14 protein-coding genes and 2 tRNA genes are annotated in these 15038 nt (G+C 62.1%); 6 read left to right on the plus strand and 10 right to left on the minus strand.

Going from position 1 to position 15038, the window contains the following annotated elements; translation table 11 throughout:
- The 6 genes from ACESMT_RS16820 to ACESMT_RS16845 all read right to left on the minus strand — a co-directional run.
- Positions 1-465 (minus strand): 50S ribosomal protein L25/general stress protein Ctc (locus ACESMT_RS16820; protein WP_372827751.1); only part of this gene is annotated, 465 nt, incomplete at its 3' end.
- A gap of 238 nt (positions 466-703) precedes the next feature.
- Positions 704-1678 (minus strand): ribose-phosphate pyrophosphokinase, encoded by a 975-nt coding sequence (locus ACESMT_RS16825; protein ID WP_372827752.1) that lies wholly within the window; start codon positions 1676-1678, stop codon positions 704-706.
- Positions 1679-1925: 247 nt separating this feature from the next.
- Positions 1926-2002 (minus strand) — tRNA-Gln (locus ACESMT_RS16830).
- Between the two features lie 74 nt (positions 2003-2076).
- Positions 2077-2928 carry a 4-(cytidine 5'-diphospho)-2-C-methyl-D-erythritol kinase gene (ispE, locus tag ACESMT_RS16835; protein ID WP_372827753.1) on the minus strand — a complete coding sequence of 284 codons (852 nt, stop codon included), beginning with the start codon at positions 2926-2928 and terminating at the stop codon, positions 2077-2079.
- A gap of 23 nt (positions 2929-2951) precedes the next feature.
- Complete coding sequence (locus ACESMT_RS16840; RefSeq protein ID WP_372827754.1) at positions 2952-3461, minus strand: lipoprotein insertase outer membrane protein LolB; 510 nt, start codon at positions 3459-3461, stop codon at positions 2952-2954.
- A 58-nt stretch (positions 3462-3519) separates the two neighbouring features.
- Positions 3520-5298, minus strand: coding sequence for a tetratricopeptide repeat protein (locus ACESMT_RS16845; RefSeq protein WP_372827755.1), 1779 nt, complete (start codon positions 5296-5298; stop codon positions 3520-3522).
- A gap of 63 nt (positions 5299-5361) precedes the next feature.
- Here ACESMT_RS16845 and mutM point away from each other — a divergent pair, with 63 nt between their 5' ends.
- The 3 genes from mutM (at position 5362) to mutY (ending at position 9366) form a co-directional block, all read left to right on the plus strand.
- Complete coding sequence (gene mutM, locus ACESMT_RS16850; RefSeq protein WP_372827756.1) at positions 5362-6177, plus strand: bifunctional DNA-formamidopyrimidine glycosylase/DNA-(apurinic or apyrimidinic site) lyase; 816 nt, start codon at positions 5362-5364, stop codon at positions 6175-6177.
- A gap of 74 nt (positions 6178-6251) precedes the next feature.
- On the plus strand, positions 6252-8219 hold the full coding sequence (locus ACESMT_RS16855) for a dynamin family protein (RefSeq protein WP_372827757.1): 1968 nt from the start codon (positions 6252-6254) through the stop codon (positions 8217-8219).
- Positions 8220-8325: 106 nt separating this feature from the next.
- Positions 8326-9366 carry an A/G-specific adenine glycosylase gene (gene mutY, locus ACESMT_RS16860; RefSeq protein WP_372827763.1) on the plus strand — a complete coding sequence of 347 codons (1041 nt, stop codon included), beginning with the start codon at positions 8326-8328 and terminating at the stop codon, positions 9364-9366.
- Positions 9367-9459: 93 nt separating this feature from the next.
- Here the strand turns inward: mutY and rapZ are convergent, their stop codons facing one another.
- The 3 genes from rapZ to ACESMT_RS16875 are packed head-to-tail and all read right to left on the minus strand — an operon-like array spanning position 9460 to position 12954.
- Positions 9460-10383: an RNase adapter RapZ gene (gene rapZ / locus ACESMT_RS16865; RefSeq protein ID WP_372827758.1), complete on the minus strand. Its 924-nt coding sequence runs from the start codon at positions 10381-10383 to the stop codon at positions 9460-9462.
- Positions 10380-12023: a DNA repair protein RecN gene (gene recN / locus ACESMT_RS16870; protein ID WP_372827759.1), complete on the minus strand. Its 1644-nt coding sequence runs from the start codon at positions 12021-12023 to the stop codon at positions 10380-10382. Before recN ends, rapZ begins: the two co-directional genes overlap by 4 nt.
- 55 nt (positions 12024-12078) lie before the next feature.
- Positions 12079-12954, minus strand: a complete 876-nt coding sequence (locus ACESMT_RS16875; protein WP_372827760.1) for an NAD kinase — start codon at positions 12952-12954, stop codon at positions 12079-12081.
- Between the two features lie 48 nt (positions 12955-13002).
- Here ACESMT_RS16875 and hrcA point away from each other — a divergent pair, with 48 nt between their 5' ends.
- The 3 genes from hrcA to ACESMT_RS16890 all read left to right on the plus strand — a co-directional run bounded on the left by hrcA (position 13003) and on the right by ACESMT_RS16890 (position 14914).
- A complete protein-coding gene (gene hrcA / locus ACESMT_RS16880; protein ID WP_372827761.1) occupies positions 13003-14022 on the plus strand; it encodes a heat-inducible transcriptional repressor HrcA in 1020 nt (339 codons plus the stop codon).
- 29 nt (positions 14023-14051) lie between these two features.
- Positions 14052-14128: transfer RNA gene (locus ACESMT_RS16885), tRNA-Ile, on the plus strand.
- 159 nt (positions 14129-14287) lie between these two features.
- Complete coding sequence (locus tag ACESMT_RS16890; RefSeq protein ID WP_372827762.1) at positions 14288-14914, plus strand: hypothetical protein; 627 nt, start codon at positions 14288-14290, stop codon at positions 14912-14914.
- On the opposite strand, the gene ACESMT_RS16895 is transcribed toward ACESMT_RS16890, so the two are convergent.
- The gene (locus ACESMT_RS16895; RefSeq protein ID WP_372827255.1) at positions 14907-15035 is read right to left on the minus strand and encodes an IS3 family transposase; all 129 of its coding nucleotides are present in this window, start codon (positions 15033-15035) and stop codon (positions 14907-14909) included. The genes ACESMT_RS16890 and ACESMT_RS16895 overlap by 8 nt on opposite strands.
- Between the last annotated feature and the right edge of the window lie 3 nt (positions 15036-15038).

A 15038-nucleotide genomic window follows, 5' to 3' on the forward strand; every position in this document is an offset into this window, starting at 1 on the left:
CGGGCTGCCTTTTTTCAGGGCGCTCAGATCAACGGCGATGAACTCTGGCAGGTCCTTGGGCAGGCAGGAAATACTCAGTTCGGTCATCACGTGGTTGACCAGGCAGTTCTCGGCCTTGACGGCAGGAGACTCTTCCTCGCCGCTGTAGTGCAGTGGCACTTTCATGGTCAGCCGGGTCTTGGCGTCCACGCGCTGGAAGTCGATGTGCAGGATCAGTTGCTTGAACGGGTGCATCTGCAGATCGCGCAGCAGGACCTTTTCGGTTTTGCTGCCCAGTTCCATCTCGAGGACGGAAGCGTGGAAAGCTTCTTTCTTGATGGCATGCCACAGTGCGTTGTGATCGAGTTCGATCAGCGACGGCTCACCGGAACCACCATAGACAATACCGGGCGTGCGGCCGGTGATGCGGAGACGGCGGCTCGCACCCGTGCCCTGCTTGGCGCGCTCAAAAGCGACGAATTTCATACTATTCTCCAAAAGAGGTGTGCCGCGACCAGCTCACCCCGACATGGGAAATTCCATAAATCCAATTCTTGGGCGCATGGTGGCGTTGCGCGGTGCTCGGAATCCTCATGCACTCAAGTGCATTCCGGTGTCCTGCGCTCCCTGCGCCTTGCCCTGCATCCCAATAATGGAATTTCTGAAACTTCCCTTAAAAAGCTGCTGCAGCATGGTGCTGCGACAGCCGGCTTTTTGTCCCGGATCAAAACAGGTTGTCCTGATCCGAGAACAAACTCATGACCGACTCACCCCTGGCGATGCGCTGGATTGTCTCGGCAATCAGCGGGGCCACGGAGAGCTGGCGAATTTTCTTGCAGTCCTGCGCGCTCTGGCTCAGCGGGATGGTGTTGGTGATGACCACCTCATCGAGCGCGTCGCCCTGCGTGATGCGTTCAATTGCCGGCCCCGAAAAAATCGGGTGCGTGCAATAGGCGTAAACTTTTTTGGCGCCACGCTCCTTGAGCACTTCCGCCGCTTTCACCAGCGTGCCGGCGGTGTCGATCATGTCGTCCATGATCACGCAGTTGCGCCCGTCGATGTCGCCGATGACGTGCATCACTTCCGACACATTGGCCTTGGGCCGGCGTTTGTCGATGATGGCCATGTCGCAGCCGAGCTGCTTGGCAAGGGCGCGCGCGCGCACAACGCCGCCAACGTCGGGCGAGACCACCATCAGGTCGGTATAGTTTTTCTGGCGCAGGTCGCCCAGAAGCACGGGTGACGCATAGATGTTGTCCACCGGGATGTCAAAAAACCCCTGTATCTGGTCGGCGTGCAAGTCCATGGTCAACACGCGCGAGACACCCACGGCCTGCAGCATGTTGGCCACCACCTTGGCGCTGATCGGTACACGGGCCGAACGCGGACGGCGGTCCTGGCGGGCGTAGCCGAAGTAGGGAATCACTGCGGAAATGCGCTCGGCCGAGGCGCGTTTTAGCGCATCGACCATGATCAGCAGTTCCATCAGGTTTTCATTGATCGGTGCGCAGGTGGACTGCACCACAAACACGTCGCGCGCACGCACGTTCTGCTGAATCTCGACCGTCACTTCACCGTCAGAAAACCGCCCGACGTGGGCCGCACCCAGCGAAATGCCCAGGTGCTGGGCGATTTCAGAAGCCATGCCCGGATTGGCATTGCCGGTGAAAAGCATGAAGTCGGGGTTGTGCGTTTGCATGTGGGGCCCAGCGGATGTCTAGGTGGGAAATCGTGGCTGAAATTAGTAAGGCAATAAAAGCATCAAAACCCGGGCGCCTTGTGCCAACGCCATGTCACGGCGGCTTGTGCACGAGGCCTGCCGGCATTCAACGCGTTACGCGGCGTTAACCGGCGCCGTCAAACCGAAAACACGCAACAGTCAGCGAGCACGGACCCTGTTCATCGGGGTCTAAAAACACGGGCCCCTCAAGGGGACCCGAAAATTTTGGCAGGGGTGGAAGGAGTCGAACCTGCGAATGCCGGAATCAAAATCCGGTGCCTTAACCAACTTGGCGACACCCCTACACAGGTCAATTGCAGAATCTGCAATCAACCCTTTAATCGTTGTTCATGGAGACACCTTCCATGGCCGTTATTTTACCAACCGGCCAGAGGATGCGCCTCCAGGTTGCTGCACTTGCGGACCTGCCAGTCGCCTGGGGCGCTGGCCAATTCCATCTCGTGCGGCAAATGCGCAAAAACCGCACTTCCCGAGCCAGTCATGCGGCCCTGTAAACCTTGCATGGACAGCCAGTCAAGTGACTGGCCAACCTGCGGACACAGGGTCTGCGCGACTGGCTGCAAGTCGTTGTGGCCGAATCCGTAAACCTGGCCTTCTGAGTTTGCAGCAAAGCCTTGGATTGTAGCAGTTTCTGTGTTGCGTTTGAGCTGCGGCGACCGGAAAATCGCCTCGGTGGGCAGCCCGACGGACGGTTTCACGACCACAAAACGCGCGGACGGCAAGGCCAGTGGCGTGATTTTTTCGCCTATGCCTTCGACCCAGGCATGACCGCCCCCCAGGAAAAACGGAACATCGGCACCCAAGCCCAGCGCAATGGCCTGCAGCTTGCTGTGTGGCAGCTTCACGCCCCACAGGCGCTGCAAGGCCAGCAGGCAGCTGGCTGCGTCGGACGAGCCGCCGCCCATGCCGGCCTGCGACGGAATCCGCTTTTCCAGGCCGATGTGCGCGCCCAGCGCGGTGCCGCTGGCCAGCTGCAGCGCGCGGGCCGCACGCACTGCCAGGTCCTCGGCCGGCAAAGCCTGGTCCGGTGTGCCCAGGTCGCTGCGTGTGATCTGGCCGTCATGACGCAATTCGAAATGCAGGGTGTCGCACCAGTCGATCAGCATGAAGACCGACTGCAGCAGATGGTAGCCATCGGGGCGGCGGCCGGTGATGTGCAGAAAAAGGTTGAGCTTGGCCGGTGCTGCGACGTCGTAAATGGCCTTCAAGGGGCCGGATGGCGGCGCCGGGTTCATTGCGCCAGCACAATGCGAAGGTCTGTGCGAGGTTGCGGCGTCGTCCGGCTGGCAGAAATGCGGCCTTCGAGCTGTTGAGACAGGTCAGCATTCCAGCCGTTGAGGGCTGTGTTTTTGCCGGCCAGCCAGTCAAACAGGGCGGGCAGGGGTACCGCCGCACCGGTGGCTTTTTCTATCAGTTCATCGACTGAGGCAAACCGCTGGACCTGGCCTCCGGAGTCCAGCACGGCCTCGCCTGGCGCCCAGCGCAGCACGGCCAGGCTGGTGCCCAGCGGGCTGTTCAGCACCAGTTCGCCCTGCGTGGGGCTGCCGCGCAATTCAAAGCCGGCAAAAAAGGCTTGGGACGGCTCACTTTGCACCTGCAGGCTGATGCGGCCGGACCAGGCCTGATTTTGTGCACCATTTTGGCCTTCAGCCCCCGGCGGATGGGCGCAACCAGCTATAAAAAAAGTAGCAAGGAGAAGACAGGAAAACAGCGCGAAACGCAGGCGCAGCAAGGTAGGCAAATCAGAAACTCCGGACCGGGTTGACAAGGCGAGGCTAACGACAAGGCGGGCTGCAGTACTAGAGCCTGACGCGAAGACGTTTCAGGGTTTCGAGCAGGGTTTCGTTTTCCGGATTGAGCAGCATGCCTTCTTTCCAGACGGCAATGGCCTTGTCGCGCTGGCCCACGCTCCACATGACCTCGCCGTAATGCGCGGCAATTTCCGCATCGGGCTTGGCCTTGTAAGCCGCCTCAAAAATCTTGATGGCTTCGGCCTTGTTGCCCATGCGGAACTCGACCCAGCCCAGGCTGTCCTGGATAAAAGGGTCGGTCGGTGCAAATTCCAGAGCCTTCTGGATCAACTGTTTGGCCTCGGGCAGGCGCACATTGCGCTCGGCCAGCGAATAGCCCAGCGCGTTGTAGGCATGGTGGTAGTCCGGTTTGAGCTGCATCAGCTGCCGCAGCAGGCGCTCCATCTCGGTGAGCGAGCCGAGTTTTTCGGCCATCATCGCCTGGTCGTAAAGCAGCTCGGTTTCGGTGGGAGACTGCGCCACCGCTTGCGCCAGCAGGTCGTAGGCGCTTTTGTACTGTTTCTGTTCACGAAGCAGATTGATTTCCGCCATGAGTTTGATGCGCGCATCCTCGGGCTTGCGCTCGGGCAGTTGCCGGATCAGCTGGCGCGCTTCGGCCAGCTTGCCCTGCTTGGCCATCAGTGAGGCGCGCCGCGTCTGTGCCTGCACCAATTCCTGCGAGTTGGAAATTTTGGCCAGCCAGCTTTCGGCTCCGGCAAAATCCTTGCGCTTCTCGGCCAGCTGCGCCAGCGACAGATAGGCCTGCGACAGGCCGCGTGTGGTTTGCTCCTGCTCCTCACCCTGCCGGGCCAACTCGACGTAGCGCAGCAGGGAGGTCTGCGCTGCCGCCAGCTGGTTGTCCTGCAATTGCAGGGAGCCGAGCACCAGCCAGCCTTCCGGGTAGTCGGGCTTTTCGCGCGTGACCAGCTGCAACTGCGTGCCGGCTTCTGCGTAACGCTGCGCGTCGAGCAGATTGCGGGCGTAGGCCATGCGAATTTCAGGCAGGGCTTTTGCATTGCCTTCGAAGTATTTCCGGACCATGGTTTCAGCGCGCGGAAGCTTTGGGTCCATCAGTTCCAGCGCCAGCAGGGCGGGCGCCTCAGCCGAGGGCTCCATGGCCTGGGCGCGTTCGCCGGCGGTCAATGCCCCCATCAGCTCGCCGGCAGCCAGCTGCATGCGACCAATTGCCGCCCAGGCTGCCGCGCCCGTGGCTGGCGCAGCCAACTGGTCGGCCAGAGCCTGCTCCATCACTCCTGCAGCGAGTTTTTTGTCAGCTGCCCTGGCATACAGGCGCGGTAAGATGGCGATGACTTGCGACTGCTCGACCAGCGGGGCCAGCGCCAGCTCTTTCTTGAGGGGTTCCACCGTCTCGGTCAGACGGTTCAGCGCGATCAGGATTTGCAGAACATAACGGTTGGCCTCGCGTGAAGCCGGCAAGGCCTGGCGCCAGGCCTGCGCGGCCTGCAGCGCCGCATCGCCAGAGCGCGATTGCAGGGCAATGTCGGCGGCGCGCTGGTAAAGCTGCGGATCGTTGGTCTTGCGTGCGGCGTCCAGGATCAACGCAAAACCGGCCGCAGGCTCGCCGTCGCGCGTGTTGAGTTCCCCGATCAGCAACTGGTAGAACAACTCGCCGTCCAGGCTGGAGGGGCGCCTCGGCGCCACTGCTGCTGCAGGCGCTTGCGGCTGGGCCGCCTTTGGCAGGGCGGGAGGGGCAGGCTGTGCAGGCTGGGCGAGCAGGGCCGGCACGGCCAGGCAAAGCGTGCTGAAAGCGCAGATCAGTTGTTTCATCGAACCATGATAATTCAAGGTTAGTGTGCCCACACAGGGCATCTCAATGATTGCTGTAAGCCCATGCCTGAACTGCCCGAAGTCGAAGTCACCCGCCTGAGTTTTGCAGGTCGCATTGCCGGGGCAAAAATCCTGGGCCTGCAGATGGGTAAGCCGCTGCGCTGGCCGCTGGGCTGCGACCCGGCCCGCCTGGTGGGGCATGACGTGCTGCAGGTACGGCGGCGCGGCAAGTACCTGCTGCTCGACACCACGGGCGGCCTGCTGCTGATCCACCTGGGTATGTCCGGCAGCCTGGGCTTTGGCACGGGTTTGCCGCCGTCTGGCAAACACGACCACTTCGAGATGCGAACCAGCGCCGGCAGCCTGCGCCTGCACGACCCGCGCCGCTTTGGCGCCGTGGTGTTTGCGCTTTCCGAGGAGGACCCGGTAGCGCGCAAGCTGCTCGGTCGGCTCGGGGTGGAGCCGCTGGGCGATGACTTTGATGCGCTGGCTTTTCACGCCGCCCTGCAGCAGCGGCAGACCGCCATCAAGCAGGTGCTTCTGGCGGGCGAGCTCGTGGTCGGGGTGGGCAATATTTACGCGTCCGAAGCCTTGTTCATGGCGGGCATTCGACCCACAGTACGGGCCGCGCGTCTGAGCAAGCCACGCGCCGCAAGGCTGCATGCGGCGATCCGCGAAGTGCTGGCGCAAGCCGTGGCGAAAGGCGGCAGCACCTTGAAAGACTTTTCCAATGCGCAAGGAGAAAGCGGGTATTTCCAGCTTGACGCCATGGTCTACGACCGTGTGGGGCTGCCTTGCAGGGTGTGTGCAGCACCGATACGCAGCATGCGGCAGGGGCAGCGGTCCACCTTTTTCTGTGTCAACTGTCAAAAACCCTGAAAACTGCACAGAGGCGCGAATGGTTGATTCGGGGGAGCGATGCTATATTGTTCGACGTATGCTCGCAGGCCACCATGTCTTTTAACGAACAATTTGACCAGCACGGCGCCTGGCGGCGCGAATTCGCGTTGCGGCTCAAGCTGCTGTCCGAATGGCTGAAAGACCACGACCTGCTCAATGCTGCCGTTGAAGAGCGCCTGCTCCGGCTGGAAACGCAGGTCCGCTCGGACAAGGTCATGGTGGCGTTTGTCGCCGAGTTCTCGCGCGGCAAGTCCGAGCTGATCAACGCCATTTTCTTCGCCGGTTATGGCCGGCGCATCATGCCTGCCAGCGCCGGTCGCACCACCATGTGCCCGACCGAGCTGGGTTACGACGCCGAGGTCCCGCCCTGCCTGCGCCTGCTGTCAATTGAAACCCGGCTCAAGCCCCAGGCGCTGATGGAATGGCGCGCTGTCCCGGAAAAATGGACACGCGTTGACCTCGATGTCAACGACCCGGTCCAGCTGGCGCAAGCGCTGGAAAAAGTTGCCGAGGTCCGTCACGTCACGCAGGATGAAGCGCGCGCGCTGGGGTTCTGGCATGACGATGCCCCGCAGGACAATCCGCGCACCGATGCGGACGGCAGGGTGGAAGTGCCGCGCTGGCGCCATGCGCTGATCAACATCGCCCATCCGTTGCTCAAGCAGGGCCTGGTGATCCTGGACACGCCAGGCCTGAACGCCATAGGCGCTGAACCGGAGCTGACGGTGAGCCTGATTCCGCAAGCGCATGCGGTGGTTTTTATCCTGGCGGCCGATACCGGCGTCACCAAATCCGATCTGGCGATCTGGCGCGAACATCTGGTCACTGACAGCCACGACAACGACGCCCGCCTGGTGGTGCTCAACAAGATAGACACGCTCTGGGATGCGCTCAGCACGCCCGCGCAGATTCAGGCGCAGATAGACCGGCAGCGCGCGACATCCGCCGAGATTCTCGACCTGCCGGTGGCGCAGGTGATTCCGGTGTCAGCCCAGAAGGGCCTGGTGGCCAAGGTCACCGGCGACGCCCAGTTGCTGCGGGCCAGTTGCCTGCCGGCGCTGGAGCTGGCGCTGGCGCAGGGCGTGATGGGACAGCGGCAGAAAATCCTGCGCTCTGCGGTGGCCGCCGGCATTGTCGAGCTGCGAGCCGAGGCTGGCCGGGTCATCCACATCCGCCGGCGCGATCTGGCCGAGCAGATGATCGAGTTGCGCGGCCTGCGCGGCAAAAACACGTCGGTGATCAAACACATGCGTTCGCGCATCGAGCAGGAGCAGACCGAATTCAATGCCAGCGGTGCCAGGATTCAGGCAGTTCGTTCCATCCACCTGAAGCTGCTCAGGGAAGTGTTCAATCTGCTGGGCACACCGACGCTCAAATCCGAACTGGCGCAACTGACCGACATGCTCAAACAGCCAGGCATCAAGCTTGGCGTCAAAAGGGCTTATGGCGAGACCTTTGGCCGGCTGCGCGAGAGCCTGCAGAAAGCCCGCAGCACCAGCACTGAAATCCAGGGCATGCTTGCCGGCTCGTTCAAGCAGCTCAATGCCGAGTTTGGGTTTTCCCTGCAGGCGCCCAAAGAACCCGAGATGTCGCGCTTCCTTGTTGACTTGGAGCAAATCGAACGCAGCCATCTGCAATACCTCGGCGTGACGAACATTCTCAAGCTGGCGCAGCCGGATTTTTCTGACCGTCTGGTGCGCGCGCTCGCGACGCGGCTGCGCGTGGTGTACGAAACTGCCTTGGGCGAGGTTGAACTCTGGAACAAGTCGGCAGCCTCGCAACTCGACGCCCAACTCAAGGAACGCCGCAAAAATTTTGGCCGCCGCATGGAGGCCATCGAACGTATCCAGCAGGCCGCTACCGGTCTGAATGAACGCATCGACGAAATCGAGCGTCACGAAAACGCCATCACCGAGCTGGACGGAAGACTCGCCGAATTGACGGCGCAGCTGACTGGGGCCTCGCCCAGTCGGCATTTGGCGCGAGACTCCGAAGCTGCCGCCCTGACCCGCGCCGCGTGAACGCGCTATGGCGTTGACCCGCATGCGCGGCGCTGGCACTGGTTTACCCCGCGCCGAAGAAGCCCGGCTGGCTGGCCAGCCGGATGCAGCCCTGGTCACCATTGCCCTGGTGCCCGCTTTTTCTGACCAACTGGTGCGATGGCAAAAAAGCCATGGTCGCCACGGCCTGCCGTGGCAGAACACGCGCGACCCCTACCGCGTCTGGCTGTCCGAAATCATGCTGCAGCAAACCCAGGTGACCACGGTGTTGGATTACTACACGCGGTTTTTGCAGCGCTTTCCGGCGCTGGCCGACCTGGCTGCTGCGGACGGTGATGACGTGCTGGGCCTATGGAGCGGGCTGGGTTACTACAGCCGGGCCCGCAACCTGCACCGCTGCGCGCAAGACGTGGTGCGCCTGCACAGCGGGCAGTTTCCGCAAACGGCCGCCTGGCTGCAAACCCTGCCTGGCATCGGGCCGTCAACCGCAGCAGCGATCGCCTCCTTCTGTTTCTCTGAACGCGTGGCCATCCTCGACGGCAACGTCAAGCGCGTGTTGACGCGCGTGGCCGCGTTTTCCGGCGACCTGGCGTCCAGTACCCAGGAGCGCGCCCTGTGGGGTATCGCCACCGAGCTGCTGCCGCGCCGCAAGCTGCTGGAGGACATGCCTCGTTATACCCAGGCCATCATGGACCTGGGTGCGACGATATGCACCACACGCCAGCCTGCCTGCCTGCTGTGCCCGGTGCAGACCTTGTGCCGGGGCTTTGCCAGCGGCACGCCCGAAAATTTTCCGGTCAAGACCCGCAAGCTCAAGCGCAGCGCAATGGCATTGAGCCTGCTGTGGGCGGAGCGCGCCGACGGCGCCGTCTGGCTGGAGCGCCGCCCCGCGCCAGGCATTTGGGGCGGGCTGTATTGTTTTCCGGTGTTCGGTAGCGAGGAGGACCTGCTGGCAGCCTTGCCGGCATCGCTGCAGGATCGCCTGGCCGCCGTGCCGCCCTTTGTGCATGTGCTGACGCACAAGGATTTGCGGCTGTCACCGATGCGGCTGGCCTTGTCGGCGCGCGAGGCCAAGGTTGACCGGTTGCCTGGCGACGGTGCCTGGGTTGCGCGTGAGGTCTGGACGGGCCTGGGCCTGCCCGCACCTGTTCGAAAACTGCTGGGCTGATTGGCTGATATCCGCGAGTCAAGGGTGAAATCGACCCTTGGCCCATGCCTGGCAAGCGCAAGCAGCTATCAAATCAGGAGCAATCAAGAGCGGTTAAGGTGACGGGGAAGTCGCTGCGTCGGCTGACGGCGGTGCCGCGTCGAGCTCCCGATGGCGCTTGAGCGTGACCCAGTTTGCGCTGAACGCCTGCGCCAGCCGTTCGACCAGGTAGACCGAGCGGTGCTGACCACCGGTGCAACCGATGGCCACCGTCACATAACTGCGGTGGTCACGCACCAGCGCCTGCAGCCAGTGCGAGATGAACTGCTCGATATGCCTGAACATGTCATCGACCTCGGCGTGCGCCTTCAGATAGTTCACCACCTCGCTGTCCTTGCCGGTCAGGTGGCGCAGGCCCGACTCATAGTGCGGGTTGGGCAGCATGCGTACATCAAACACGTAGTCGGCGTCGACAGGTACACCGCGCTTGAAGGCAAACGATTCAAAGACCAGGGTGAGCTGGGTCGCTGGCGAAGAAATCAGTGCCTTCACATAACCCTGCAGCTGGGACGAACGGATCATGCTGGTGTCGATGACGTGAGCGTGCTCACGCAACTCGCCCAGGAGTTCGCGCTCCTCGCTGATCGCATCGACCAGGGCGCGCTGCTGGTCGGAGGCGTCTCGGCGCGACAGCGGGTGCAGGCGCCGGGTTTCAGAAAAGCGCCGCACCAGAGTGTCTGTGCTGGCGTCGAGAAACACCGACTCCAGCACCACGCCTTGGTTGCGGATTTGCTTGAGCTGTTGCGGCACCAAGGGCAGGGAGGTGGCGCTGCGCACATCCATCGCAATGGCCACTTTGCGAGTGTTGAGTTTGTTCTGCAGCGCCACGAAAGACACCAGCAGCTCGGGCGGCAGGTTGTCCACGCAGTAATAGCCCGCGTCTTCCAGCGCGTGCAGTGCGACCGACTTGCCGGAGCCGGACATGCCGGTGATCAGCACCATGTCGAGTACCGGTGAGGAAGGGGCGGCGCTGTTCATTGCCCCAGCATTTCCTTGGCGTGGGCCAGCGTGGTGCCAGACAGTTTTTCGCCGCCCAGCATGCGCGCTACTTCGGCAACGCGCTGCTCGCCATGAACTGGTTCAACGGTGCTGACGGTCTGGGTTTCGTCACTGCGCTTGGCCACCATCAGGTGCTGGTCGGCGCAGGCCGCGACCTGGGGCAGGTGGGTGACGGCCATCACCTGGCGATCCTTGCCGAGCTGCTTCATCAGGCGGCCCACGGTTTCGGCGACCGCGCCGCCGACGCCAGAGTCGACTTCGTCAAAAATCAGGGTCTGCGCCTGGCCGAGCTGGCTGGTGGTTACGGCAATCGCCAGCGCGATACGCGAGAGCTCGCCGCCCGAGGCCACCTTGCCAACAGCGCGCGGTGTGCTGCCGCTGTGGCCAGCGACGAGAAACTCCGCCTGCTCCAGACCGTGCTGCGCGGGGTGTTCCAGTTTGCTGAGCGTTACTTCAAATTTGCCGCCCTGCATACCCAGCCCCTGCATGGCTTGGGTGATCGCGCTGGCCAGCTGCGGTGCGGCCTTGCTGCGGGCTTTGGAGACGGTGAGCGCTTCTTCCAGGTAGCCAGCATGGGCCGCCTGCTCCGCCTTTTCCAGGCCAGCCAGATCGGTTGCGGCGTCAAGCCGGTGCAGCTCACTGCGCCATGACGCCAGCAGCTCCGGCAGCTCGGCCGGCGTGCGCTTGTAGCGGCGTGCCAAGCTGACCCACAGCGCCAGGCGCTCGTCCAGCTCGGCTAGCCGCTGCGGCTCCAGCTCGGCGTGGCGCGCGTAGCCGTGCAGCGTGTGGACGGCGTCCTCCACCTGCGCCAGTGCACTGCCCAAAACCTCGGTCAGCCCTTTGAATTCGGGCTCAATATGCTCCTGATTTTGTAGCGCAGTGAGAGCGCGACCAAGCAGTGTGGCGGCGTTGGTGTCGGATTCCTGCAGTGCGTCCACGGCGGTCTGGACGGCGTCGCGGAGCGATTGCACATTGGACAGGCGGCTATGCTGCGTGTTGAGTTCGTCCCATTCATCGGCGCCAGGCGCCAGCTTGTCGAGCTCGCCGATCTGCCAGACGATGCGTTCGCGCTCGCGCTGCAGACTGTCCTGCGCTTCACGCGCGTCGAGAAGCGCCTTGTGCGCGCTGCGCCAGCCCTGCCATGCCTGGACGAGCGCGCCTGTCGAAAGACCGGCATAGGCGTCGAGCAGGCCACGCACCGACTCGGGCCGAGTCAGGCTCTGCCAGGCATGTTGGCCGTGGATATCAACCAGCAGGTCGGCGATCTCGCGCAGCTGTGTCGCCGTGGCCGGGCTGCCGTTGATCCAGGCCCGGCTTTTGCCCTGCGCGTCAATCGTGCGGCGCAAGAGCAGTTCGTCGTCCGACGCAAAGCCCGCTTCGTCGAGCCAGCCGGCCAGGGACGCGGGCGCGTCAAAGGTGGCGCTGATTTCACAGCGTTGCGCGCCTTCCCGCACCACGCCGGCGTCGGCCCTTGCACCCAGGGCCAGTTGCAAGGCATCGATGAGTATCGATTTGCCGGCGCCGGTTTCGCCGGTCAGCACGGTGAAGCCGCCTTCCAGGTCCAGCGCCAGTTCGCGCACGATGACAAAGTCGCGCAGGGAGATGTTTTTAAGACTCATTTGACAAGCTCCGCCTTGCAGGCTTCGCGGTTCGCACTGGGAGCGGCCCGGCGGCTCATGCCACGCCCTCGTTCCAGTGGAGCTTTTTGCGCAAGGTGTCGAAGTAGCTCCAGCCCTTGGGGTGCAAGAAACACATCTGGTATTCCGAGCGTCGGACCGTGATGCGGTCTCCATGCAGCAGGCTGGCCAGCGACTGCATGTCAAAGTTGGCGCTGGCATCGCGGCCGGAGACAATTTCTACGGCGATTTCACCGGTGTCAGGCAGAACAATGGGCCGGTTCGACAGTGTGTGGGGAGCAATGGGCACCATGACCCAGCCTGAAATGGAAGGATGCAGGAGTGACCCGCCTGCCGACAAGGCGTAGGCGGTGGAACCAGTTGGCGTTGCGATGATGAGGCCGTCAGCGCGCTGATTCGCCACAAAGCGGCCGTCAACTTCCACCCTGAGTTCGACCATGCCGGCAGAGGCGCCGCGGTGGACCACCACGTCGTTCATGGCGGTGGCGCTGAAAACGCAGCGCCCGTCGCGCACCACCTTGGCCTGCATCATCCATCGCCGGTCTTCCTCGAATTCCCCGCGCAGCATGGGCTCGAGCGCGGTCTGGAAATCCTCGAAAGCGATGTCGGTGATGAAGCCCAGCCGCCCCTGGTTGATGCCGACCAGCGGCACGCCGAACTGGGCCAGTTGCCGGCCTATGCCCAACATGGTGCCGTCGCCCCCGACCACCAGGGCCAGGTCGCAATGCTTACCCACGCCGGCCACGTCGAGAACAGGGTACTGTGTCAGTCCGGTGTTGCTCGCTGTTTCGTGCTCCAGCGTGACCTCGCAGCCCTGCGTGTGCAGGAAATTGGCAATTTCTTCGAGTGCCGAGCGTGAACCCTGGGCGTGGTACTTCCCGATCAGGGCGACGTGACGAAATTGCGACTTCATCGTCAAATTACATCACAACATCCGTGACAAGCTTCGTAGAATGCCTCCATGCTTGACGAACGTGCCCGACTCCTGCTCAAAGCGCTGGTAGAGCGCTATATCGCCGACGGCCAGCCGGTCGGCTCACGCACGCTGTCCAAGGCCTCCGGCATGGACCTGTCGCCGGCCACGATCCGCAATGTCATGAGCGACCTGGAGGAGCTGGGCCTGATCGTCAGCCCGCACACATCGGCTGGCCGCATTCCGACGGCCCGCGGCTACCGCCTGTTCGTCGACACCATGCTGACCATGCAGCGCGACCAGTTTTCAGCCGCTGGTGCGCTGTCGCCGCCCCGGCTCGCACCAGACCAGCCGCAAAAGGTATTTAGCAACGCCGCCAACATTTTGTCGAGCCTGTCGCAGTTTGTCGGTGTGGTGATGGCTCCGCGTCGCACCTCGGTGTTTCGCCACATCGAGTTCCTGCGGCTGTCCGAAAAGCGCTTTCTGGTCATCATTGTCTCGCCCGACGGTGATGTGCAAAACCGCGTCATCTTCACCGAGACCGACTACACCCAGACCCAACTAATAGAAGCGTCCAACTTCCTCAATTCGCACTACGCCGGCATGGCCATCGAGGAGGTGCGCGAGCGGCTGCAGCGCGAGGTGGAAGCACTGCGCGGCGAAATCGCCAGCCTGATGCAGGCGGCGGTGCAGGTCAGCTCCGAGGCTATCGAGTCGCGCGATGAGGTGGTGATCTCGGGCGAACGAAATTTGCTGGCCGTCAGTGATTTTTCAGGCGATATGGGCAATCTGCGCAAGCTGTTCGACCTGTTTGAACAAAAGGCCCAGCTGATGCGCCTGCTCGATGTGTCCAGCCGCGCCGAGGGCGTGCGCATCTACATCGGCGGCGAAAGCCAGGTCGTGCCCTACCATGAGCTGTCGGTGGTGACCGCGCCGTATGAGGTCGATGGCAAGGTTGTGGGCACCCTGGGCGTGATCGGCCCGATGCGCATGCCGTATGAAAAAATGATCCAGATCGTGGATATCACCGCCAAGATGGTCAGCAGCGCCCTGAGCCACAGCAAGTAGCGACGCCTTACAATCTGCCCTGGCGACGTGGGGCGTTAGCTCAGTTGGTTAGAGCAGAGGACTCATAATCCTTTGGTCCACAGTTCAAGTCTGTGACGCCCTACCACCCAAATACAAAGAGTTGTTGCTGTAAAAAGTGCAGCAGTCGGGAGAGGTTTCAGCTTTGTGCAGCCATCGTGTGGCCACTTTACTTGCGAGCTGGTACCAGCACCTCCTCAGCAGCATGGCCGCAGGTGACAACTGCAGTGACGGGGAGAGCCGAACGATGACAACGAAGAAGAAGCAACTTCAGGATAAGTCTGGCTCCGGTGTGGCTGAAGGGCTAAAAAATCGGGTGCGAGGAGCGATCGCGAGCCTTAAAACTGTGCCGAGTGGCAAAGACCCGGAGCAAAAGTGGGTCGCCGATCAGCGTGCTGCTGGAGCGCTGAACAAGGCGCTCAGCGATGCACGTAAAAGATTGCCCGCTGGTCCCCTACGTAGGTTTGAGGTTTGGGTGGACGAGTTCACAAAGGCCCAACTTCAAGCGGAACGGATCGGTACTACCACAGCGCTGCTAGGCATACTGCCAAAGAAACCCGCAGCGCTTCCGCTTCTGCACTCGCTGCTCAGCGCTCGGGAGGAGTTGCTGCGTGCCAAGCGTATGTTGAATCTCTACTGCACGAGAGCTGCAGTCGTTCGCGATCTTCTGTTAGGCGAGCAATGGTGCGAAGCTGATCGCGCATTAAATGAGGTGACGGCCGAGTTCGGTTACTCGTATTGGGCGATTGAAAGCAAGATCGCCCTGCAGCACTATCTTGGAAACGCTGCGGGAGCAAAAGATAGCGTTCGCAAATTTTCAGCAGGCTCACTTGGTCTGAACAAGTTCTACTTTTATCATGTGGTGGTCAAGTAATTTCGGACAGTTCGCTAGGTTTTTCAGATGTCGATTTACGCTCGAAAGCGTTGGGTGACATGTTGCCCAGTTTTGAGTGCAGCCTTGTTGCGTTGTAAAAGCCAACAATGTAGTCGGCAATATC

It is taken from the genome of Polaromonas sp. (genome assembly GCF_041689105.1).
Lineage (GTDB): Bacteria > Pseudomonadota > Gammaproteobacteria > Burkholderiales > Burkholderiaceae_C > Polaromonas.